We start from the raw sequence: 23,343 nt of genomic DNA, 5'->3' as shown, positions 1-23,343 counted from the left end.
TTCGAATCATCTTGGTGCAAAAAGCCTCTTCTCAAAACCAAACATAAACACTAACCAATTGATATTAAAGAATTAAGTAAGTCAGGCATAAAACATGCAAACTGCTTACCTGTTTACATCAATTCAATCTGGAGCGTTTATGTCTTATCTCATACCAAGCGAATTTACTAAAAAAATGGTCGATGCCGGTGAATCAAAGCTCAAAATGGCTACCCGGGACGTATTAATTCGATCTTATATGGCGGGGGCTATCTTGACCCTGGCCGTGGCATTTGCTGTGACTGCAGCAGTACAGACCGGTTTGCCAATTGTTGGCGCATTAGTCTTCCCTGTCGGATTTGTTTTACTGAATTTATTGGGCTTTGATTTGCTGACAGGGGTATTTGCATTAGTACCATTAGCCCTTCTGGATAAACGTCGTGGTTGCACCTTTAACGGCATGTTAAAAAACTGGTTACTGGTAGGCATTGGCAATCTGTTCGGTGCATTAACAACAGCACTGTTAGTTGGTATCGCCTGGACCTTTGCATTTACCGCTGAACCAGGCGCAGCTGGTCAGGCCATCGCTAAGGCTGCTGAGGCGCGCACGCTAGGATTTGCAGCGCATGGTGGTGCCGGTTGGTTAACGGTCTTTGTCGCTGGCATTCTGTGTAACTGGATGGTCTCTACCGGCGTGGTTGGTGCGATGCTGTCTAATTCAGTTGCCGGCAAAGTGGTGGCAATGTGGTTGCCTATCGCAGTGTTCTTCGGTCTGGTTTTCGAACATGCCGTCGTCAACATGTTCCTGTTCCCGATGGGTATGTTAATGGGCGCAGATATCACCATTGCTGACTGGTTATTGTGGAACGAAATCCCGGTCATCTTCGGTAATCTGGTCGGCGGTTTGGTACTGACTGGTGGCATGTTGTATGCGACGCATTACAAAACCGGTGCACCTACCGCTGAATTTTCAGAAAAAATGAATTGATTTCCTCGTTGGCCTGGCACCGGGTATTGGTGTCAGGTTTTTTATTCGTACAAAAGATTTTGGAGTGACAATGAATAAACTTGCTATGACGCAAGCCATCATGGTGGCAAAAGAAACTAAAGAACTGACCTGGGAAAAAATCGGTGAAGCCATTGGCATGTCACCGGAATGGACAGCATCAGCCTGTCTGGGAATGAACAGCATGCCGGCCGAAACCGCCAAAAAACTGTGTCAGTCACTGGATCTGGGCACTGAAGTGGAACTGGCTCTGCAGAAATATCCAAATAAGCAATGGGACCAAACGGTTCCTACCGATCCATTGCTCTACCGTCTTTATGAAATGATGTCGGTTTATGGTCCAACCATTAAAGAAATTGTGCATGAAAAATGTGGCGATGGCATTGTCAGTGCCATTGATTTTGCCATGAATATCGAGAAAAAACCGGATCCGAAAGGTGATCGGATTGTCATTACCCTGGATGGTAAATTTCTTCCGTATAAATCCTGGTAAGTCTACTGAATAAAGTCAGGTAAAAAAATAAGCTGCACTGCCTTGCACAGTGCAGCTTAAATTTTATCTATTAGGACGAGCGTAGACATAAACCAAATAGTAAGCCATTGCTACAAATCCAGCACCACCGACAATATTTCCCAACGTAACGGGGATAATATTACCCATTAAGCCACCAAAATCCAGTGTGGCCAGCTGCGCGGCATCAAAATGACCGGCAGCCACAATGGCTTGATCAGTTGCGGCTATCATCGCAATTGGAATCATGTACATATTCGCCACGCAATGCTCAAACCCCATCGCCACAAAGCCTGAGATGGGAAATAACACGGCCATCACTTTATCGGTCACACTACGTGACGCGTAGACCATCCAGCTGCCTAGACAGACCAGTACATTACAGAATAATCCGCGGACAAAAGCTTCTGTAGTGGTATGGTCCACTTTGGCTAGACCGGTTTTTATCGCAGTAACACCTACCCCCAGATTGCCATCACTTAAATAGCCGGAGAGATACACCAGATAAACAGTGACTAAAGCACCGACCAGATTACCAACATAGACAATGCCCCAGTTGCGCATTAAAGATTTAAAACTTACCTGCCCTTTGGCGTAAGCCATCACCACCAGTGTATTTCCGGTAAATAACTCTGCCCCGGCTATCACCACCAGAATAAAGCCCAAGGCAAATACCAGACCACCGACCAGTCTGGCCAGACCATATGCAGCACCGGCGTCCGTCATCACCACCGTGTAGTACATGGCGGCAAACGAAATAAACGCCCCCGCCATTAATGAGAGAATCACCAGTGGGATAATGGACATATTGGCCTTATCCACACCAACGGTTTTGACTTTTTCCGCGACTTCCGCTGGCGTGAAAGCATCGACAAACTTGCCGAAATCAGACATGAGTAGTTACCTGTGAGAGATAAGGACAAAGTCCGGCATTATATCAGTGACTTGCAACGCTTTGCAGGGATTGTACTCCCAAATTCAGTAATGATTATGTAAGCTCAACAGGTAATACAGGCGAAATAATCTTTAACCAAAGTTCTGAATCATGGTTTCATTAAAATATCGAGTTGGGTCAGTTTTACCCAACTCGATAAATGATTCCCGTTTTAACAGGCTCTGTTGCTCTTTCAGCGCCGCTTGTTAGACAAAAAAATAGCCTCAAGCAGAGGTGGCTATGAGAGAACAACAGCCTCTAGTGCATCAGCTCACTGGTAAAGGTTAATTCTTCATCCTGCACATCTACCTTGATCACCTGTCCGGCCACAAAGCGACCAGACAATAAAGCCTGGGCTAACGGGTTTTCCAACTCATGCTGGATTACCCGTTTTAAAGGTCTGGCACCATAGACCGGATCAAACCCTGCTTCAGACAGCATATCCAGTGCCGCATCAGATAATTCCAGTCCCATTTCTTTTTCTGCCAGACGTTGCCGCAAGTGTGACAACTGTATATCGGCAATGGCACGAATTTGTGATTTCTGTAACGGATGAAAGACCACCACATCATCCACACGGTTAATAAATTCCGGGCGGAAATGTTGACCGACAATTTCCATTACCGCATTTTTCATGGCGTCATAATTATCTTCACCCGCCATTTCCTGAATCACATTGGAGCCCAGATTGGAGGTCATCACAATAACGGTATTTCTAAAATCAACTGTCCGACCCTGTCCATCTGTCAGCCGACCGTCATCCAATACCTGCAACAGAATATTAAACACATCCGGATGCGCTTTTTCGACCTCATCCAGCAGGATCACTGAATACGGTTTACGGCGCACCGCTTCCGTCAGATAACCGCCTTCTTCGTAGCCAACATAACCGGGAGGTGCGCCGACCAGACGAGCAACCGAATGTTTTTCCATAAACTCGGACATATCAATTCGTACCATCGCTTCTTCGGTATCAAATAAAAATGTTGCCAGCGATTTGCACAGCTCGGTTTTACCCACACCCGTTGGCCCCAAAAACAGGAATGAACCGTTAGGACGATTGGGATCTGATAAACCAGCACGACTGCGGCGGATGGCATTGGCAACTGAATTGACGGCTTCGTCCTGACCGATAACCCGTTTATGCAAAGCTTCATCCATTTTCAACAGTTTATCGCGTTCACCTTCCAGCATTTTGGACACTGGGATCCCGGTCCATTTGGAAACCACTTCAGCAATTTCCTCTTCGCCGACACGATTTCGTAGCAAGGTGAAGTCCTGCATTTCTGCCTGCGTGGCAATATCCAACTGTTTTTCCAACGCAGGAATACGGCCATATTGCAGTTCAGACATTTTTTCCAGATTACCGCTACGATTGGCGGACTCCAGTTCCAGCCGAGCTTTTTCGAGTTCTTCCTTAATATGCTGACTGCCATGTAAAGCCGCTTTTTCTGATTTCCAGACTTCTTCCAGATCGGTGTATTCGCGGGCCAGTTTTTTCATTTCGGTTTCCAGCGTATCCAAACGTTTTTTGGATGCTTCATCCGATTCTTTCTGTAAGGCAACACGCTCAATTTTAAGTTGAATTAACCTTCTTTCAAGACGGTCCAGCACTTCCGGTTTGGAATCAATTTCCATCCGAATGCGGCTGGCGGCTTCATCAATCAGATCAATGGCTTTATCCGGCAGATTGCGGTCGGTGATATAACGATGCGATAAGGTCGCTGCAGCAACGATGGCTGGATCAGTAATATCTACGCCATGATGCACTTCATAACGCTCACTTAAGCCACGCAGGATAGCGATAGTGGACTCTACACTGGGTTCGCCCACCAGCACTTTCTGAAAGCGACGTTCCAGAGCGGCATCTTTTTCAACATATTGGCGATATTCATCCAGCGTAGTCGCGCCAATACAATGCAACTCACCCCGGGCCAAAGCGGGTTTCAGCATATTACCTGCATCCATTGACCCTTCAGCTTTACCAGCACCGACCATGGTGTGAATTTCATCGATAAACAGAATGATCTGACCTTCCTGTTTAGACAGGTCACTGAGTACAGCTTTTAGACGTTCTTCAAATTCACCACGGAATTTGGCACCAGCAATTAACGATCCCATATCGAGGGAAAGCACTCGTTTGTTTTTCATGCCTTCAGGCACTTCACCGTTAACAATACGCTGGGCTAAACCTTCAACAATCGCCGTTTTACCGACGCCGGGTTCACCGATCAATACCGGATTGTTTTTGGTACGACGTTGCAAGACCTGGATGGTGCGGCGAATTTCATCATCTCGACCAATGACTGGATCCAGCTTGCCACTTTCGGCACGAGCAGTTAGATCAATAGTGTATTTTTCCAGCGCCTGACGCTGTTCTTCGGCATTTTGATCAGTCACGCGTTCGCCCCCACGAATTTTGTCTATCACATTATTAATATTGGTTTTGTTGGCTCCATGTTTACGCAGCAATTCACCTGTCTGGCTTTTATCTTCTACCGCTGCCAACACCAATAGCTCGCTGGAAATAAACTGGTCCTGACGTTGCTGCGCCAATTTATCCGTTTGATTTAATAATCGGTTCAAGTCTGAAGATATGCGGACATCCCCATTACCACCTTCAACTTGGGCAAAACGGTTTAACTGGGCTTCCAGATCAGCCTGATAAGCTGGAACGTTAACACCACTTTGTGCCAGTAACGGTTTTACCGTCCCCCCTTGTTGATTTAATAACGCCAACAGTAAGTGAGCCGGTTCTATAATCTGATGATCGCGGCCAACCGCCAGACTTTGTGCGGCGCCAAGTGCTTCCTGGAACTTGCTGGTGAGTTTATCGATTTGCATCGTAATATCCCTGTAAAAAATAAGTTAATTACAAAATGGGGGATGCTGTTCAGAAATCAAGTAATCGTCCTCAGAAAAAGATCACTATTTTCTGAACTCACTAAGTTATTGAAAGTATTTTAATTGTATATAAATAACAAAATAAACCTTAACTGGACTTGACGCTGACTGGCGTTTCAATTGCTAAGCTAATATCTTGCAGACAGGTCAACATTGTTTCTGGTGAACAGGTTAACGAAGGAGCCATAGTGAGCTGAACTCGACTTGGCACAAAGGGTGCGGTAAACACTTTCCCCTGAGCTCTCACACCATCGATACGTACTGGAAATATCGGTGCAGCCGACCAGCTTGCCAGCCGGCCTACGCCCCCTTAATTTTTCTTGGTGGATCAGTATCCAGATGAATTTTTCCGTGGGGAAACAGCGCGATAATCTCACCTTGTTGCAAAGCTCTTAAGGCCTGTCTCAACGCCTGCTCAGGACGGCCGGAACGATCAACAGGAATACAACCTGCCTTTTTAAAAACCCAACTGACCAAAGGTCGCTCATACTCTTCCCGAGCAATCAAAAAGCGTAACGGACGTTTGCTGGCTGATATCAGTAATAATGGATCGACACCAGATACATGGTTGGCGACTATAATCGCCGGGCCAGTCTCTGGCAGATTTATTTTCTGTTGCGGTAAATGCTGAATATACCGGCAGATTAAGCGGGTCCAGCCATCCAGCCAGTTAACGGACGGTCCGCCCCAATCAGCTTCAGCATGAATAATGCCGATAAGCCAGATGCTGAAAGCGATTAACAGGAATAAACCAAGATAGATGATCATTCCACCTCAAACGGTTCAGGATCACCCATACCAACGCGAACCACTTCGGGTAAGTCATTTACAAACTCGACAACGGTCGTCGGCTCACTGCCACATGCTCCGCCATCAATAATCAAATCCACATGTTTACTCAATTGATCGGCTATTTCATCGGCTTCGGTCATCGGCATGGTTTCGCCTGGCAAAATAAGTGTTGAACTCATTAACGGTTCATTCAGTTCTTCTAATAAGGCCAGGGCAATATTGTTAACCGGAATCCGTAAACCAATGGTTTTACGTTTGGGATGCTGCAATCGGCGGGGCACCTCTTTAGTAGCTGGTAATACAAATGTATAGGGGCCTGGGGTATGCGCCTTAATCAAGCGGAAAACGGCATTATTGAATTTGGCGTATACCGATAGCTCGGACAAATCCCGGCACACCAGGGTGAAATTGTGATCAGCATCCAGTTGGCGCAAACGACGAATGCGATCCATAGCCCCTTTATCACCCAAATGGCATCCCAGTGCATAGCCCGAATCGGTTGGATAAACCACCAAGCCACCATTCATTATGATTTGACAGGCTTGTTTAATCAGTCGCGGTTGCGGGTTATCCGGGTGAATTTGAAAATACTGGCTCATCTAAAACCTTCATTAGTTCTTTAGTTGGTTAATTACTTGTATATACCATAACCCATGGCACATGACCGTTTTAGTGCCATAAAGACCATACCGGTTTACAGGAGGCCGGCAATGGCAGAAATCGTCCAAGCTCGCTCCAAGTCTGTTCTGGACCATGAAAATCCGATCCACAGGAAGCAAGCAACTCATAATGTTTGGCCAGTGCTGCTACATTTCTCAGTTGATCTGAATGCTGATGGCCGGAACTAACCTCAATGGCTTGTCCGCCCGCTGTTTTAAAATCATCAATCAGTCGTCGCAGCTTGGTACCGGTCATTTTATAACGTAATGGATGAGCAATAACCGCTTGGCCGCCCGCATCGGTTATCCATTCAACTGCGGATTCTAGATCAGTCCACTGTCCCGGCACATATCCGGGTTTACCTCGCACCAGAAATCGTTTGAAAACGTCTTTCGTATTGGCGGCATGCCCTTGTTCGACCAGAAATTGTGCAAAATGCATTCGTCCTAACATCGTCTTCGACGCATATTTTCCGGCACCTTCAAGCGCACCCGAAATACCGGATTTTTCCAAACGCTGCGCAATTTGTTCAGCTCTTTGCTGCCGATATTGGCGGATATTGGCTAACCCGTTTTGCAATTTAGCATTTTCAATATCTATGTTAAGCCCGACAATATGCACAGTACTGCTATTCCAACTGACCGAAATTTCTACCCCGGGAATTAATATGAGTGGCTGTTCTGTGGCAGCCTCAAGCGCAGCCTTAATGCCCTCTGTACCATCATGATCAGTAAGCGCAAGCACATCGACTCCTTGCTGAACAGCTCGTTCAACCAATGCTTTTGGAGACAGGGCGCCATCAGAGGCGGTGGAATGGCAATGCAGGTCATAGTGCGTCATGGTGTTGATTTTACGTTAGAATGTGGCATCTCTGTAATAACTGAATAAAAAGATGAAACTATTTACTGATTTCCTGCCCATTATCCTGTTTTTCATTGCCTATAAATTTGGCGGTGGCGTCTACCATTGGAATGGTCAGGAATATGAGGTGGCCGGCATCTATGCTGCAACAGCGGTAATGATGGTCGCTACTCTACTTCAGGTTCTTTATGGTTTGCTGCGTCACGGCAAAGTGGAAAGACAGCATTTAATCACCTTCATTCTGGTGATGGTGCTTGGCGGGGCCACGCTCTGGTTACAGAACCCGGAATTTGTGATGTGGAAACCCACTGCAGTGAACTGGTTGTTTGCATTAGCCTTCATTGGTGCCAGAGTGTTTACCGATAAAACCCTGCTTGAGCGTCTCATGGCAGCGCATTTGCAATTGCCAACCGTGGTCTGGTCAAGACTGAACACGGCGTGGATTCTGTTTTTTATCTTTTCCGGATTTCTGAATATTTATATCGCATATTACTACTCGGAAGAAACCTGGGTGAACTTCAAATTATTTGGCTCTTTGGCCATTACAGTGGTATTTATTGCCGGACAGGCCATTTATTTGTCCCGTCATATAAACGAAAATAATTCGAAGGATGCATCCTGATGTTATATGCCATTATCAGCGAAGATAAGCCCGATAGCCTGCAACGGCGTATGGCTGCCCGTCCGGCACATCTTGGTCGTCTTCAGGCGTTACAGGATGAAGGTCGTTTAGTGTTGGCTGGTCCACATCCGGTAATTGACAGCGAAGATCCCGGTGAAGCCGGATTCAGTGGCAGTTTGGTGGTCGCCGAATTTGACGACTTGCAAAACGCCCTGATTTGGGCCGAGGCCGACCCATATATTGAGGCCGATGTGTACGCCAAAGTAACTGTTAAACCGTTTCGTAAGGTCTTACCTTGAGTCTATCTACACAACAAAAACTGGAGCAGGCATTACAACAACTTGATCCGATTCAGATGCAGATCACCGATGACAGTCATCTGCATGCCGGACATGCAGGCAATACCGGTGGTGGCCACTTCACGGTATTTATTGTCAGTGACGCGTTTGCCGGTTTATCTTTAATCAAGCGTCACCGGCTGGTCTATGACGCTGCTGCTGAATTACTCCCATCTGCTATTCATGCGTTAAGCATTCAAGCTAAAACGCCTGATGAACTGAAATAATTCGGGCAATGGCAACGGAAAACAGCAAAGCTCAAAACCAGGCTTTTCTGGCCCAGCTGGAACGACAAAGATTACAAAAACCCTGTCAACGCATTATTGATTTACGCGGTAAAGTGACCGGTGAATGCCAACCTTATGAATTTGGCGGTATCAATCATTATCTGGACGACCGTAGTTATTTAATTCTCAAGCAGCTGGTTGAACGCATGGGAGGGCATTACACCGTCGGTGTTTACGAAGCATTAATGCAGGCCGTTCGTCAGTTTCAACAGCAAGCACAACAACAGCAAACCACTCCAATTGAAGACGATGGCGTGTTGCTCATCCGGCTGGATCAACCAGTAAGACGTCAGGCGCCCCGCATGCTATTGACACTACCGGTCACCATTCAAGTGGGTGAACTTAGCTACCATGCAATGACGCTGGATGTCAGCATTGACGCCATCCGTGTCAGCATGAAGCATGTAGCTGCACTGGAAAAAAACGATACCGTTAATGTCAGTTTTGAACATTTTCCCGACGCCCATAATACTGAACCCACGCTCATAGCGTTTGATGTTACCCGGATGCATCATGAGGATCAGCGAACCTTTGCTGTATTACGCTTTCATGACTCAGTCGGTGATGACGTTCGTCAAGCTTGGCAAAACTGGTTAAGCAATCGAAATCAGCACAGTCCGGCTGAACTGAATAATGAAATTCTGAATCTGACACAAAATTGTCTGTTACGTTTATACAGCCAGCTAATGCCCAGCCTCCTCTGCTGGATGGGTGAGCAACAATCGCCCAATGCCACCGCCCTACACAGCAGCACTGTTTGTGATCAGATTTTCATCAACACGCCCGACTTGTTGTCAGTCGTGAAAAGGGTGCTCTCTCATATTGAGCAAAACCATTTAAATTCTGGGTTTGTGGCGCTTAATGAGGAAAAGCTGGTGGTGATTGATGCCAGTGAAATAGCAAAACTCAGACAATTTTGGCCATGGCCAAAAAACACACAATTATGGCATTTTCATGTATCAGCATTGGAAGTTGATGAAGCAATTTACCATCCGCATTTTGATATCATGGCTCAATCAGACCCGCGCATTGCTGTTGATTTTTCACGCAAAGTTTCACAATTAAAAAATCTGATAGAAATCACTGATATTTCGGCCTGCTTGCAACAGCTGAGTGATAATGAAAAGCAAATTCATGCTGATGAAAATATCGAAAAACCGGCGGTTCTTTTCAATTTACCCCCCGTCAGTTCGCTCAAAGCATTTATTCGACGCCAGCAAAGCCGCTATACCGTACTTACCCCCGTCAATTTATTTGTAAATAGTCAGGAATATTCTTCGCAAACGAACGAGGTTTCGATTAATGGACTGTCGTTGTCGGTCAATGCTGATTTGCCGGTGAAGCTGGGTGCCCGGGTAACCATGCATTTCACCCGTTGGCAATCACAGCGTCCGCAATTAAATTTACGTAGTGTGCCGTATGAAATTAAGCGAGTGCAGAAGTTTGCTGAACAAACTGAGCTTGGTTTGCAACGTCTGGTCACCCAATGCCCATTCGCTGTAAATCAGTTTTTTGAAAAGGCCATTAAAGATAACCAACAGTCATTATCGCGGCGCGAAGATGATTTATTGCAAATGCAGTACAGTCGGGTTTATCTGGATCTGCTGAGTCATGCACCACTCAACACAGCGCTATTTTTTGGCCTGGATATTCAACAAAAACGCGTATTGCAGGCGGTGGCTGGCCATTCTCAACTGTTAAATCAAACCGACAACAAATTATGGCAGGCGATTTCCAATTCCATTCAGCGGATCACATTACAGTTGAAAACCGTTCATACTGAAAATGTGGTAACTCATGGTATAGGTTTGTATTGTTACCGGTCAGGTTATCAACCCTGGCAGATCATCTGTGAACATGAACTGCAATCCGCAGAGGCCAAAAATCTGTTGCTGCACCGACTGTTCAATTCGGAAAGTTATTATATTTTTCATTGTCAGCTGGTCAACAACAAAACCGACTGGCTGCATGATGAGCAGGATTTGATACGTCAAATCAATGCGTTACGCAATCAAAGTCCTCATCGCATTAAAAACCTAAGGCAGATGTTATTTTCAATATTTGCAGTGGCCTATTTAACTGATATCACTAGCTTCGTCCGCGATAGCATCGACTCTTAAACTTAGGCTGCTTGATCTTTCATCTCCGCCTCGGTTGTGAGATGAAAATTAACAAGCCCTAAGCTGCCACCATCATTTTATCTATCCACACCGAACCGCTACGGATATTGCTGCGTAAGTCCACATCATTAGCTACCGCTTGGATACCTTTGAACATATCCTGCAACTGACCGGCAATGGTGAACTCATCAATGGCATATTGAATCTCTCCATTTTCGACCCAGAATCCGGCAGCGCCTTGCGAATAATCACCATTAACAATATTGACGCCCATGCCCATAGTTTCAGTCACTATCACGCCCCGATCCATCGCCTTCAGCATGTCCTTAAATGTTAAATCATTACTATCAACGGTAAGATTATGTACTCCACCCGCATTAGCAGTGGTCGTCATATTCAGACGTCGGGCTGAATAACTGTCCAGAACATAACCCTGCAATACACCGTCGCGGATAATATCCCGATTTTGGGTCGCCACCCCTTCAGCATCAAAAGCCGAACTGCCCAGCGCCTTGAAAAGATGTGGCTGCTCATGGATATGCATAAATGATGGGAAAATCTGTTCACCCAGTTTATCCAGCAGAAAACTGGATTTACGATATAAGGCGCTGCCACGAATCCCGCCCACCAGCTGACCAAATAAAGATGAAGCAATTTCAGCAGCAAAAATCACCGGATAGTGACCAGTTTCAATTTCACGGGCATTCAGCCGTTTTAACGTCTGCTCAGCTGCTTTACGACCCACCGAAACAGCCGAAGCCAGATCCTGACTATCACGGGCAACGTCATACCAGTAATCACGTTGCATACCAGTCTCATCACGGGCAATTAACGTACATGACAAACTATGACGAGTGGATTGCGTCTGACCGATAAAGCCATGACTGTTCGCATAAATCCGCTGACCTTCATGAGACGAAACACTGGCCCCTTCTGAATTACTGATTAAAGAATCAAAATCACGACCAGCCTGCTCACATTCCATTGCCAGCTCAATAGCCTGTTCCGGAGACAATTCCCAAGGGTAATACAAATGTAGGTCCGGAAAAGAAGTAGCCATTAATGCAGCATCGGCCAAACCGGCATATTTATCTTCCTGAGTGTGCTTGGCAATACTGCAGGCCATCGCCACTGTTTCGTGAATGGCTTCAGGTCGCAAATCGGAGGTACTGGCAGAAGCTTTGCTTTGTCCCAGATATACCGTTACGCCAAGCCCGGTGTCTTTATTGTGCTCCAGCGTTTCAATTTCAGCCTGACGCACATTTACCGATAATCCCAGACTTTGGCTGATACCCACTTCAGCAGCAGAGGCCCCCAGCTTTTTAGCCGCATCCAGCGCCTGTTGCGCTGCATTTGTTAATACTGATGCGTCAAGTTTACTCATATGATCAAATTTACCTCTTCGATATTCTGTCCATGTTTTTGAAAGCCCCGCATTTCCAAAACCCCGCGTGTATTCAATGAAATAATCAGGTACAACGCTTGTGGATAGTCTGCAACGTCCTCGTCAATAACTGACGGTAACGCTGGAGCATCGGGATGAGAGTGATAAATCGCGAACAATTCCTGATTACGTTCTTTCATTTCTTTTAATGCGGCTAACTGCTCACTGGCACTTAATGCAAATAACACACTGGCATCGGTTTTAACGCTGTCTACTGGGTAACACATACAGCGTTGCCCATGACGGCCTATTAGCCCGGAAATTTCCTGCTGAGGTGAAAGTTGCGCTTCATGTAATAGCTCATTCACCAATGTTCGCGGTAAACGTATCGTCGTTTTTGCTGTCATTTAGCTATTCTCATTATCGTGACATACCGGGCAGGCCGGATCCTGTTTTAACGTTATTTCTCTTATCTGCATTGACTGCGCATCAACCAATAATAAACGACCATTGAGGGACGTTCCTGTATTGGCAAGCAATTTGAGTGTTTCAATCGCCTGAATGGATCCCATCATGCCCAGTAATGGTGAAAGCACCCCGCTCTCCGCACAGCTTTGCTGAATATCGCCACCACTATCATCGTACAAACAACGATAACACGGTGCATCGGCTTGTCGCGCATCATAAACCGAAACTTGTCCTTCCCATCGAATAGCTGCAGCTGACACCAGCGGTGTTCTGGTCTTCTTGCTCACATGGTTGAGCAAAAAACGACTACTGAAATTATCGGTGCAATCGACAATCACGTCAGCAAGCGTTGCCTGCTGGGTTAACTCGGATTCGTCCAGGCGATGCTCAATGGTTTCAACTTTAATTGTGTCGTTCAAACTTTGCAAAGTCGCCGCAGCTGAATGCGTTTTTGCTTTGCCGACAGACGTTTGTCTATGCACAATTTGCCGCTGCAGATTGGTCAGCTCAACAATGTCATCATCCACCAGCACCAGATGCCCAACACCTGCAGCAGCCAGATACAAAGCTACTGGTGATCCCAGCCCTCCAAGACCAATAACCAGCACGCGGCTTTCCAAAACGCGCTGTTGGCCGGTGATGTCAAAATTCGGCAAAAGAATATGGCGGCTGTAACGCAGCAACTTTTCATCATTCATCAGCAGTATATTACCTGAATTCGCCACTTACGGAGCGTTTGCCAATGACCACGCGATCCTGCTGGCCATAATCCTGAAAAGCCTGTATCTCAATGAAGCCGGCTTGCTGGAACAATACCTGAACAGCCTGCGACTGATCATAACCATGCTCTACCATTAACCAGCCATCAGACTTTAAGACCCGAGAGGATTGGTGAACCAGTAGCCGGATATCATCGAGACCATCCTCTCCCGAAGCCAGTGCGGATAAAGGTTCAAAGCGTAAATCTCCATTGGTTAAATGAGGATCATCTGAACGGATATAAGGTGGATTTGAAATAATAATGTCCAGAGTCTCAGGCTGAATGGCATCCAACCATTGACCACGAAAAAAATGTACGTCTAGATCATTTTTTACCGCATTCTGTTTAGCCTGCTGCAAGGCAGCCTCCGAAAAATCTGTTGCCAGCATCCAGATATCATGGCATTCCGATTTAATCGCCAGTGCAATAGCCCCACTGCCGGTTCCAAGATCGGCAATACACATTCCCGGCTGAATTTTTTCCAGGGCCAGTGACACCAGTAACTCAGTGTCCGGTCGTGGGATCAGGGTATGCTGATTGACCTCAATATCCAGTGACCAGAAGCCTCGACTGCCGGTCAAATGTGCAACCGGGATACCTTGCTGGCGCTGCTTCACCAGTGAAACAAAGTTCTGTTGCTGGGATGATGTAAGTTGTTGTTCCGGATAACTGATCAATCGTGATGGAGTGCACTGCAATACATGACATAACAGACTTTCAATATCTAGTCGCAGCGTTGGACTCATGACCAGTTGCAATCTGGCCCATTGCAAAGCCTGTTGAATCGTCATTTTCTTGTTAATTCATCAACTCAGAATAAATTGATTTGTAACAACGCCAATACACCAGCCGCCAGCGCGACCATCAATAATACATTGGTCGTACGCTGCCGCTTAATCAGCTGATTTTGTTGGAATTGCAGTTGCGCCAGCTCCTGCTGCAAGGTTTCGATCGTGGGATCAACTGCGTCAGGCATTGCTGCAAGTTGCTCGGTTATTGCTGTTTCAATTCTGGGTTGCAGTGCCGTTATCAATTGTTGTTCAATCGTGTGTTGCTGACTGGCCAACCAGCGCTCAGTTTGTGCCGCTACTTGCTGTTGCCAGTGATTGGACTGATTCAAGTTTTGCATGGCTGTTTCAGCGGCATCAGCGGCTTTTTCCAACAATACCGTCTGCATTTGTTCCGTTTGCGTATTGAGTTGATGCTGAACTTTTTCCTGAACTGAATCATTGATCTGCTGACTTATCTCCGCAGACAGCCTTGCCGATAATCCATCCAGTTTTTCATCAATCAACTGCCTAGCGATATTTTCTGCAATCTGCTGACTAAGCTGCTCGGTCTGCTGTTGTGCCTGTTGTAACCAGCTCGGCAATAACTGTTGTTTGACCTCTGCAATAATTTCCTCAATGGACGGCATTGATGGAATTTCAACCGCCTGTAACGGCTCTGGTGCCGATGGTTGCTTTTCTTCCATGGCTACTGTGGGTGATGATAAGGCAGCTAAAATCGATTGTAATTGTTGTGCTTCAGGCGGTTTGGACAATAAAGCCAATACACCACTGTCGTGCGCAGACAGTTTATCCGCTTCACTGTCATTACTGGTACAAAGTACCACTGGAATAGATTGCCAGCGGGCATCATTTTTTATCTGACGGGTGGCGGTCAGGCCATCCATACCCGGCATCATCAAATCCATAAAAATGATTAACGGCGTTTGATCACTGGTTTCCAGCCAGGACAAAGCTTCATCAGCACTACCCTGTTCAACCACTGAAAATCCAGAAGATTGCAGCAGTTTGCAAAGCATCATGCGGGCAACGCGAGAATCATCAACGACTAATGCAAGTTTGGTGGTCATACCTTTCTACCTCTGATGACTTAACTGTAACGGTGCGGATCCAGTTGGATCGTCTTGACGCGTTTACCCAACATGACGATTTCACCACGATAACGTTGTTGCATATCACTGGCAAACTCAAAAAAATAGGTACGCTCTAATTGCACTCTGCCGGTCGCACCTCGTTTGAGACGGATTTTTTGCCAGGCCACGGTATCGTTGAGAAAACTCACCCCCATCGACTGACAATATTGACTGGCAACCTTGCTTGCGTGTTCCGCAACGCCACGGCTGTCCCACCATATCCAGCCTATGACCGCCAGAATCAACAATACAATGGTACTATCATTCACGCGATATCTCCCCAGCCAGCCTGCACCATCGCTAATGCTGCTGCAGAAGCGGTTTCGGTTCTCAGAATTCTCGGCCCTAATGTAATACCGGTGAACCCTGCATTATTTGCCCGTTGTACCTCTATTTCACTCAGGCCACCTTCGGGACCAATCAATAATGCGATCTGCTGGGCTTTTTTTACACTGGAGAAGCTTTTTTCGCCTCTGGATCCAGCACCAGTTTGCAGGCATCGTTCACATTTTCCAAAGCTGAATCTATCGAAGTGATGGGCAATAACTCAGGCAAATAACTTCTGCCACTTTGTTCACAGGCACTGATAATCACTCCCTGCCAATGATTTATTCTTTTCTCGGCACGATCCCCGGAAAGCTGAACATTACAACGCTCGGTCACCACCGGCATAATACGTTTCACGCCAAGCTCAACCGCTTTCTGTATGGCGTAATCCATCCGTTCGCCTCTTGAAATACCCTGCATCAACAGAATATCCAATGGAGACTCATTATCTGTGTGTATTTGCTGTTGCAAGCTGACGGTGGCCTGACGCTTATCAACCTGCTCCAGCTGAGCCTGATATTCTAAGCCTTGCCCATCAAATAAATTCAATAAAGCACCAGGCTTCATGCGAAGCACCTGCACGGCATGGCGGAAAACCTCATCTGGCAACTGCATTGGTGAATTGGCAGGCACTAGAGACGCGCAATAAAAACGGGAAACACGCATAAACAAGCTTCAACTGACAAAATGAATCAGCAGTTTACAGACTGCATCACAGAGTTTGAATAATAAACCGTAAATGGCTGATATACTTTTTGCCATGGATACCGACCTCGCCAAACTTCAAAATTGCCTGACTGACACGGTTCAGCAGCATTTAATGCCATTATTCAATACTGTCAGCCGTCAATATAAACATGATGGCAGCGTGGTAACCGTTGCTGACAAATTGATGCAGCAGACCATCACCGAGGTTTTGCAGCGGGATTTTCCAGATATCAAATTACTTGGCGAGGAAATGACTGCCCTTGAACAAGCTGAATTACTCGGCAGTAATGACGCACTTTGGTGCCTCGATCCAATAGACGGAACCAGTAATTTTGCCGCCGGCATGCCCTTCTTTTCCATTTCCCTTGCCCTTATTGAAAAGGGCGAAGTAACGCTTGGATTAGTTTATGACCCGGTAATGAATGAGTGTTTTGCGGCAAAAAAAGGAGCAGGGGCATGGCTTAACGGTCAGCGATTAAAAGCTGAAATTTCCGGACTTGCACTTAATCAGACCCTGGCCATCATAGATTTCAAACGTTTACCCATATCCCTCTCTAAACGACTGGTTGAAGAAAAACCTTATGGTTCGCAACGCAGTCTGGGCTCAATTGCCTTGGAGCTTTGTTGGCTGGCTGCGGGGCGTGCTCAATTGTATCTGCATGGACGGCAGCAGATTTGGGATTATGCTGCAGCACAGCTGGTTATTCAGGAAGCTGGTGCATTTGCCTGTACTTTGGATAATGAGCCGGTGTTCAGCCGTAGTTTAACTCCCCGTTCAACCTGTGCTGCCAGCGATGAAAACCTGTTTGCCGCTTGGCGTGATTACCTGCATGTACCGCGTAGTGATGGCTGAATTATTTCTCGAAGTAAACTGGCCTGCTCCAAAACATATTAGAGCAATTACCACCACCCGAAACGGTGGACAAAGTCTGGCCCCCTATTTTTCGTTAAATTTGGGCGATCATGTTGGCGATAATCCGCAGGCGGTAGCGGCTAACCGACAGAGACTATTTGAAAAGGCTTTATTACCAGCCGAGCCGTTATGGCTTAAGCAAACCCATAGCACCGACGTTATTGATGCAAAACGTTGGCAAGCCGATATTGAAGCCGACGCCATCATCAGTGATTCACCAGACACAGTCTGTACGGTAATGACAGCAGATTGTTTACCGTTATTAATGACGGATAGATCGGGTTCACAGGTGGCTGCTGTTCACGCAGGCTGGCGTGGTTTAAAAAACGGCATTATTGAAAACACATTGGCCCAGTTCAAAGCGCCATCTTCAGAGATCATTGTCTGGCTGGGCCCGGCGATTGGCCCACAGGCTTTTGAAGTTGGCCCGGAAGTTAAAGCTGGATTTGTGGCAATGGATTCTGCGGCTGAATCGGCTTTTATTCCAACTCATACCGATCGTTATTTGGCAGATATCTATCTGCTCGCCAGACAACGTCTGATTGCGCAAGACGTAACTGCAATCTACGGAGGTGACAATTGTACCTTCACTGAAAAACAGCGTTTTTTCTCGTTTCGCCGCGATGGTGTAACTGGGCGAATGGCAACACTGATATGGATTGGAGCTGAATAAGGTATGATTTGCGCATTATTTTTGTCGGTCAGGTGCATATGGACTTATTAATCTGGATTATCATTTTCAGTATTCTGGGGGGTTGCTGAGCGTAATAATTGCGTCAAGTTTTCTGCTATTACCCACCAATACTCGCCAACATGCAGTGCCTCATCTGGTCAGTTTTGCTATTGGAGCCTTGCTTGGCGCCTCCTTCCTGGGTTTGCTACCGCACGCAATTGAGCATGAGTTTGTGGTTGATCCACATACTATCGGGCTCACGTTACTGATTGGTTTATTGAGTTTTTTCCTGTTGGAAAAAATGGTGTTATGGCGTCACTGTCACAGCCATCATGGTCATGAGCATATTCCAGAACTGGGGGAGGATCACCACCACCATCATCAGGAAGATCCCAAAAAAGCCGCTGGCGCGTTAATTTTGATTGGCGATGCCATTCACAACTTTGTTGATGGCGTTTTAATTGCCGCCGCTTTTTTAACTGATGTACATCTGGGGATTGTCACCGCATTGGCGATCGCTGCACATGAGATCCCCCAGGAACTGGGTGACTTTGTCATCCTGCTGCACAGTGGTTATTCACGGCGTAAAGCACTTTATTTCAATATGCTTTCCAGTCTGGCAACGGTAGTCGGTGCAGTAGCCGCTTACTTCCTGCTGGCCGATATGCAGCACATTCTGCCGTATATCCTGGTTGTTGCGGCTTCCAGCTTTATTTATATCGCTGTGGCCGATTTGATTCCAGGGCTGCACAGCAAAGTAAAACCTTCCGAAACATTCCAGCAAATCTCCTTGATTGCTGCAGGGGTGGTGTTTATTTATCTGGCGCATAGCACATTGCATTAATGCCTGCTAAACACGATACATTGATCATTGGCCCATCATGGGTCGGTGATATGGTGATGGCGCAGTCTTTATTTGCTGCGCTTAAACAGCGCTATCCAGATGGCAATATTGATGTGCTGGCACCAGAATGGACCCGTCCATTACTGGCACGTATGCCGGAAATCCGTGAAGCCATTAGCATGCCGGTAACCCATGGTGTGTTTGGCTGGAAGCAACGCCGGCAAATCGGTATGAGTTTACGCCATAAAAAGTATGATCAATCTATTGTGCTGCCAAACTCCTGGAAGTCAGCACTTATTCCCTGGTTTGCCAAAATACCCACTCGCACCGGCTGGTTAGGCGAAATGCGTTATGGGTTGCTTAACGATCCACGCAAACTCAATAAACAAGCTTTACCGTTAATGGTGCAACGTTTTGTAGCGCTGGCATATCCGGCAAGTCAGGCACATCTCGCACCAGAGTATTTTCCTCCCAAAATGATTGCTGAACCTGTATCCAGTGAACTTGCTCCGGTTAAATCGCCAAATCAGAAACGTCTGGTTTTATGCCCGGGCGCTGAATTTGGGCCAGCAAAACAATGGCCAGCAACTCATTACGCTGAGCTGGGTGAGAGGCTTACGCAGGAAGGCTGGCAAGTTTTGATTATGGGCTCAAAAGCCGATACAGCGGTAGGTGAACAGATCGTTGCAGGTATAACCGATAAACAGAGTGTAGTGAACCTATGTGGTAAAACCCAACTGGGCGAAGCCATCGATTTAATTGCCACAGCGGATCAGGTCGTCAGTAATGATTCCGGCTTGATGCATATTGCTGCTGCACTCAATAAGCCTTTAATCGCGATTTACGGCCCGACTTCGCCTGCCTTTACCCCGCCGCTTTCAGATGATGCCCAACTGGTGCAAATTCCAATTGAATGCAGCCCTTGTTTTCAGCGGACCTGTCCACTGGGCCACCATAAATGTATGCAGGATATTTCATCTGCCACCATTACCAAAATAGTTCTAACAAATTGATTTTTTATCAACACCTTAACATTAGAAAGAGTAAGGGATTAGAATGTGGCAAGGTTACTAAATGTTGAAGAATAAGTCATGACGGATACTGAAGGAAACCATTTTGATAATAATGAAGATACGCCTTATGTTCTTCAAATTTGTCACTGTTATTACGATCCATTTCTTGATTGTGCCCGTCAATTTTCCGCGATATTTAAAGGGACAAAATATCGGGTAGTAACTGTTTTTATGACAGGTGAACCAGACGATGCTGTGTCAAAAGCAGCAGATTCGGATGAGGTCATTTTTCTGGGGCACTCCAGCAAAAAACTACGGGGCTTAAAACTTCAAGTTATTCGTGAAATTCATCAAATTGCAAAACGATATCCTTTTGAGTTTTGTATCGCACACCGGGCTAAATCTGCTTACGTAGGTTTATTAGCTACAAAATTACCGATTTATAGTATCCGCCATAGCTTTGGGGACTTTGACCGCTCCAGCCGGCGCTGGATGCTCAACCGTTTCAAGCATCGAGTTACAATTCTGGCTGTATCGAATGCCGTTCGAGATGAAATTCGGCTTCATTTATCTCATTGGCCTGCGGAGCAGATTGTCACTTTTTATAATCACCTTGATGTTGAAAAAGTTCAAAGTGAACTACTAACTCGTACTCAGGCCAGGGAAGCACTAAATTTATCGGACACCGCCTGGGTAGTAGGAAGTGTTGGCAGGCTCCACCCTGATAAGGATCCCAAAACTTTGATTAGGGGATTTGCCTCAGCGCTTGAAAGGTTACCTGAACAATCGCTATTGGTCATGATTGGTACAGGCCGACTTGAAAATGAGCTCAAAACATTAATCCATTCACTGGGAATTGAAAATAATGTGTTGTTACTCGGCAAAATTCCTCTAGCAAGACAGTATTTCAAAGCTTTCGACTGTTTCGTTTTAGCATCAGATCACGAACCATTTGGTATGGTTTTATTAGAAGCTATGGCAGCAAACCTGCCGATTATCAGTTCAGATTGTGGCGGTGCACCAGAGGTTGTAGGTGATACAGGTTTATTATTTGAACTGGGAAATGCAGATGAGCTTGCCGATAAGATTGCTGAGCTTGCAAATGGTGAGAATAAGCCCAAACGTATGACGCAGCAACGACTTGAAAACTATTTTTCTGATGAATCAGCAAAACAAACATTTTTCAGTCAGATACTAAAATCTGATCACTCAGAACTATTGAAATAGATTTAGTTTGAATCGACAATTGGGGTACCTGACCAGTTTATAGTCTTTTTTATTGTTTCTCTTTTGCTTTGCCATTCTTTGGCAAGAATTAAGGCAAAAGGTAACCACATCATTAACCAAACCTCATTTGGACTATCTGCGATACGACTCCCATCGAAATTAAGTACTAATAGTCCAGAGAATAAATACCCTCCCCACCAATTTCTCTGTCTCAATGCGATATAAAGTGCGTTTATCATCATAAGCATAAACATTAGCAACAAAACTAGTCCATAGTTAAAGACCATTTCGACATAAATATTATGGGGATGATAAATACCGCCATTTCTATTTGGATCTATCAAAAGATGGGGGGAATTAATATCTGGGAAACCACACCCCATGATAAATCCACAATCGCTTAATGCTAAAAAATAACCTTGCCAGATTGCGAATCGATTAGAGTCAGCTCTTTCAATAAGTTGAGTAGACATTCCTGCCAAATCAAATAATGGAATAGAGACAATGATCAATATCAGTAAACTAATCCCCAAGAAAATAAGTCCTTTACCGCCTAACTCCTTAACCATATAAATTAGTATAAAAATAGACCACAACACCATTCCAGTAAGACCGGAGCGGCTTTGAAAAACTAATGCTATGGCTATAAAAGCTATTACAAAGCCACCTATCCCTTCACCAAGGTTATTATCTTTAAGCCAATGAGGGCCAATAACAAATAAACTACAAGCAATAAACATACTTGTTTGTATAGGATTGTCTAACCTCGATAACCCAGGATTAACCGGCACTCCAAAGGGAGTATCCCCAATAACATAATAAGAGACTGCCCCAGCTGCAGCATAAATTATCCCACCCCAAAATATTACTCTTGCAAAAGTCTTACTATTAAAAAACTCCACATTTACAAATCTTGACACCGTGTAAATAAACAAAACCACGTATAGTGTTTGAGTGATTACTCTAGGGAATTCAAAAAGAGAATACAATGCAATATAAAAACATAATGTTAGGAAAACCAATTCTATTTTGTTTGTTGGCTTAAGTAATTTGTAGTTTCTAAGTAAAAGATAAAGCCCTGGAATTGCAATGAAGATATAATAAAAATTGTTCACCATTTTACTAGTAGGTAACACTAAAAAAGATGCCACAAATAATGCCAGCATCCAACTAAAATAGGTTCTAACGGTCATTCAAAAGTCTCTCGATTAAAGATAGGTACTCGTTTCGATAACGTTGTAAAGAGAACTGAGCCTGTAAGTATTTAAAGGACTTTTCTCCTAATTCTGCTCTTTGTTCTGGAGTCAACTTCAAACAATCACTCAGTACTTTTGCTAAATCATCAGGGTTTTGAACTTCAAAACACATTCCACCAGCCGGACGAACAATGTAATCCATAGAGGGAATTGATGTTGTCAGTATGGGAAGTTTTGCCGTCATCGCTTCCATTAATGCCAGCGGCAGACCTTCACTATGAGAAGGCATAATCCAAATATCGAAAGCTTTTACATACCTAGCAGCACCATCTACGTTACCTAAAAGAAATACTTTCTCGGATAAGCCTAGGCTCGCAATTTCAGCTTCTAGTGTTTTACGTTCTTTACCTTCACCAATAATTGCTATTAAGACATCGGGGAATTGTTGATGGATCTTGGCAAAACCTCTTATCAGGTCGATATGGCCTTTACGCTTATCAAGCCTTCCAATCGTACCCACTATGGTCTTTGCTGTTGGCAAGTCGAGTGTTTTTCTGGAAACGTCTGCTGGATAGAGCAGCGATAACATTTGTTCTGAATCGATGGCATTTTCAATGACGGTAACGTTATGTTCATTAAAACCACAATTCAGATCAAAGAGTCCTTGTCGGACTGATTCTGAAACCGCAACAAAATGCCATTTATGTGCAATTAACCTGACCATCAATCTTCGCATAAATGGCCGATAATCACTAAGGATGTGCACAACCGAAAGACATTTAGGTCGGCCAATAAGCCAATGTAACCAGACCATTAATGAGGTAGGTTTGAATCGGTTGCAGATTACAACATCAAACTGTTCTCTTCGAAAGGTCTTAAACAATTCTGAGAGAGC

24 protein-coding genes and 1 pseudogene are annotated in these 23,343 nt (G+C 45.4%); 11 read left to right on the top strand and 14 right to left on the bottom strand.

Annotated features, from left to right (window positions below):
* The first annotated feature begins 139 nt into the window (after positions 1 to 139).
* Positions 140 to 967: a formate/nitrite transporter family protein gene (locus AC08OG_RS02585; protein ID WP_292400938.1), complete on the top strand. Its 828-nt coding sequence runs from the start codon at positions 140 to 142 to the stop codon at positions 965 to 967.
* Between the two features lie 70 nt (positions 968 to 1,037).
* Positions 1,038 to 1,478 carry a cyanase gene (gene cynS / locus AC08OG_RS02580; protein WP_292400939.1) on the top strand — a complete coding sequence of 147 codons (441 nt, stop codon included), beginning with the start codon at positions 1,038 to 1,040 and terminating at the stop codon, positions 1,476 to 1,478.
* A gap of 63 nt (positions 1,479 to 1,541) precedes the next feature.
* On the opposite strand, the gene AC08OG_RS02575 is transcribed toward cynS, so the two are convergent.
* From AC08OG_RS02575 to AC08OG_RS02555, 5 genes are all read right to left on the bottom strand, one after another.
* Complete coding sequence (locus tag AC08OG_RS02575) at positions 1,542 to 2,390, bottom strand: formate/nitrite transporter family protein (RefSeq protein WP_292400944.1); 849 nt, start codon at positions 2,388 to 2,390, stop codon at positions 1,542 to 1,544.
* A 298-nt stretch (positions 2,391 to 2,688) separates the two neighbouring features.
* Positions 2,689 to 5,274 (bottom strand): ATP-dependent chaperone ClpB, encoded by a 2,586-nt coding sequence (clpB, locus tag AC08OG_RS02570; protein ID WP_292400947.1) that lies wholly within the window; start codon positions 5,272 to 5,274, stop codon positions 2,689 to 2,691.
* 360 nt (positions 5,275 to 5,634) lie between these two features.
* A complete protein-coding gene (locus tag AC08OG_RS02565) occupies positions 5,635 to 6,102 on the bottom strand; it encodes a lysophospholipid acyltransferase family protein (protein WP_482930026.1) in 468 nt (155 codons plus the stop codon).
* Positions 6,099 to 6,725: an L-threonylcarbamoyladenylate synthase gene (locus AC08OG_RS02560; RefSeq protein WP_292400953.1), complete on the bottom strand. Its 627-nt coding sequence runs from the start codon at positions 6,723 to 6,725 to the stop codon at positions 6,099 to 6,101. Before AC08OG_RS02560 ends, AC08OG_RS02565 begins: the two co-directional genes overlap by 4 nt.
* 70 nt (positions 6,726 to 6,795) lie before the next feature.
* On the bottom strand, positions 6,796 to 7,626 hold the full coding sequence (locus AC08OG_RS02555) for a PHP domain-containing protein (protein ID WP_482930025.1): 831 nt from the start codon (positions 7,624 to 7,626) through the stop codon (positions 6,796 to 6,798).
* 52 nt (positions 7,627 to 7,678) lie between these two features.
* Here AC08OG_RS02555 and AC08OG_RS02550 point away from each other — a divergent pair, with 52 nt between their 5' ends.
* The 4 genes from AC08OG_RS02550 to AC08OG_RS02535 are packed head-to-tail and all read left to right on the top strand — an operon-like array spanning position 7,679 to position 11,014.
* Positions 7,679 to 8,269 (top strand): septation protein A, encoded by a 591-nt coding sequence (locus AC08OG_RS02550; protein ID WP_292400959.1) that lies wholly within the window; start codon positions 7,679 to 7,681, stop codon positions 8,267 to 8,269.
* Entirely contained in the window at positions 8,269 to 8,568 is a 300-nt protein-coding gene (locus tag AC08OG_RS02545; RefSeq protein ID WP_292400962.1) for a YciI family protein, read from the top strand. The genes AC08OG_RS02550 and AC08OG_RS02545 overlap by 1 nt, the downstream gene beginning before the upstream one ends.
* On the top strand, positions 8,565 to 8,834 hold the full coding sequence (locus AC08OG_RS02540) for a BolA family protein (RefSeq protein ID WP_292400965.1): 270 nt from the start codon (positions 8,565 to 8,567) through the stop codon (positions 8,832 to 8,834). Before AC08OG_RS02545 ends, AC08OG_RS02540 begins: the two co-directional genes overlap by 4 nt.
* Positions 8,835 to 8,842: 8 nt before the next feature.
* Positions 8,843 to 11,014 carry a PilZ domain-containing protein gene (locus tag AC08OG_RS02535; RefSeq protein ID WP_482930024.1) on the top strand — a complete coding sequence of 724 codons (2,172 nt, stop codon included), beginning with the start codon at positions 8,843 to 8,845 and terminating at the stop codon, positions 11,012 to 11,014.
* A gap of 58 nt (positions 11,015 to 11,072) precedes the next feature.
* Here the strand turns inward: AC08OG_RS02535 and pmbA are convergent, their stop codons facing one another.
* From pmbA to AC08OG_RS02500, 7 genes and pseudogenes are all read right to left on the bottom strand, one after another.
* A complete protein-coding gene (pmbA, locus tag AC08OG_RS02530) occupies positions 11,073 to 12,398 on the bottom strand; it encodes a metalloprotease PmbA (RefSeq protein WP_482930023.1) in 1,326 nt (441 codons plus the stop codon).
* A complete protein-coding gene (locus tag AC08OG_RS02525) occupies positions 12,395 to 12,805 on the bottom strand; it encodes a M67 family metallopeptidase (RefSeq protein ID WP_292356129.1) in 411 nt (136 codons plus the stop codon). Before AC08OG_RS02525 ends, pmbA begins: the two co-directional genes overlap by 4 nt.
* Complete coding sequence (locus tag AC08OG_RS02520; protein ID WP_482930022.1) at positions 12,806 to 13,564, bottom strand: HesA/MoeB/ThiF family protein; 759 nt, start codon at positions 13,562 to 13,564, stop codon at positions 12,806 to 12,808.
* A gap of 10 nt (positions 13,565 to 13,574) precedes the next feature.
* The gene (gene prmC / locus AC08OG_RS02515; RefSeq protein WP_482930021.1) at positions 13,575 to 14,417 is read right to left on the bottom strand and encodes a peptide chain release factor N(5)-glutamine methyltransferase; all 843 of its coding nucleotides are present in this window, start codon (positions 14,415 to 14,417) and stop codon (positions 13,575 to 13,577) included.
* A gap of 20 nt (positions 14,418 to 14,437) precedes the next feature.
* A complete protein-coding gene (locus tag AC08OG_RS02510) occupies positions 14,438 to 15,484 on the bottom strand; it encodes a response regulator (protein ID WP_482930020.1) in 1,047 nt (348 codons plus the stop codon).
* Between the two features lie 20 nt (positions 15,485 to 15,504).
* Complete coding sequence (locus AC08OG_RS02505; RefSeq protein WP_014707615.1) at positions 15,505 to 15,816, bottom strand: DUF3301 domain-containing protein; 312 nt, start codon at positions 15,814 to 15,816, stop codon at positions 15,505 to 15,507.
* Positions 15,813 to 16,489, bottom strand: a pseudogene (locus AC08OG_RS02500) (16S rRNA (uracil(1498)-N(3))-methyltransferase). Before AC08OG_RS02500 ends, AC08OG_RS02505 begins: the two are co-directional and overlap by 4 nt.
* 124 nt (positions 16,490 to 16,613) lie before the next feature.
* On the opposite strand from AC08OG_RS02500, the gene AC08OG_RS02495 reads away from it, so the two are divergent.
* The 5 genes from AC08OG_RS02495 to AC08OG_RS02475 all read left to right on the top strand — a co-directional run bounded on the left by AC08OG_RS02495 (position 16,614) and on the right by AC08OG_RS02475 (position 21,252).
* Positions 16,614 to 17,435, top strand: a complete 822-nt coding sequence (locus AC08OG_RS02495) for an inositol monophosphatase family protein (RefSeq protein WP_292400989.1) — start codon at positions 16,614 to 16,616, stop codon at positions 17,433 to 17,435.
* Complete coding sequence (gene pgeF, locus AC08OG_RS02490) at positions 17,413 to 18,168, top strand: peptidoglycan editing factor PgeF (protein ID WP_482930019.1); 756 nt, start codon at positions 17,413 to 17,415, stop codon at positions 18,166 to 18,168. Before AC08OG_RS02495 ends, pgeF begins: the two co-directional genes overlap by 23 nt.
* A gap of 82 nt (positions 18,169 to 18,250) precedes the next feature.
* On the top strand, positions 18,251 to 19,012 hold the full coding sequence (locus tag AC08OG_RS02485) for a ZIP family metal transporter (protein ID WP_482930018.1): 762 nt from the start codon (positions 18,251 to 18,253) through the stop codon (positions 19,010 to 19,012).
* Positions 19,012 to 20,025, top strand: coding sequence for a lipopolysaccharide heptosyltransferase II (gene waaF, locus AC08OG_RS02480; protein WP_482930017.1), 1,014 nt, complete (start codon positions 19,012 to 19,014; stop codon positions 20,023 to 20,025). The genes AC08OG_RS02485 and waaF overlap by 1 nt, the downstream gene beginning before the upstream one ends.
* Before the next feature lie 78 nt (positions 20,026 to 20,103).
* Positions 20,104 to 21,252 carry a glycosyltransferase gene (locus tag AC08OG_RS02475; RefSeq protein ID WP_482930016.1) on the top strand — a complete coding sequence of 383 codons (1,149 nt, stop codon included), beginning with the start codon at positions 20,104 to 20,106 and terminating at the stop codon, positions 21,250 to 21,252.
* A gap of 2 nt (positions 21,253 to 21,254) precedes the next feature.
* Here AC08OG_RS02475 and AC08OG_RS02470 read toward each other — a convergent pair whose 3' ends face one another.
* Both AC08OG_RS02470 and AC08OG_RS02465 read right to left on the bottom strand, forming a co-directional pair.
* On the bottom strand, positions 21,255 to 22,445 hold the full coding sequence (locus AC08OG_RS02470) for an O-antigen ligase family protein (protein WP_482930015.1): 1,191 nt from the start codon (positions 22,443 to 22,445) through the stop codon (positions 21,255 to 21,257).
* A complete protein-coding gene (locus tag AC08OG_RS02465) occupies positions 22,435 to 23,331 on the bottom strand; it encodes a glycosyltransferase (RefSeq protein ID WP_482930014.1) in 897 nt (298 codons plus the stop codon). Before AC08OG_RS02465 ends, AC08OG_RS02470 begins: the two co-directional genes overlap by 11 nt.
* Positions 23,332 to 23,343: the final 12 nt, after the last annotated feature.

This window comes from Methylophaga sp. F7 (genome assembly GCF_056863975.1).
The sequence above is the reverse complement of the archived record's forward strand: the minus strand, read 5'-3'. Positions and strand labels throughout refer to the sequence as shown.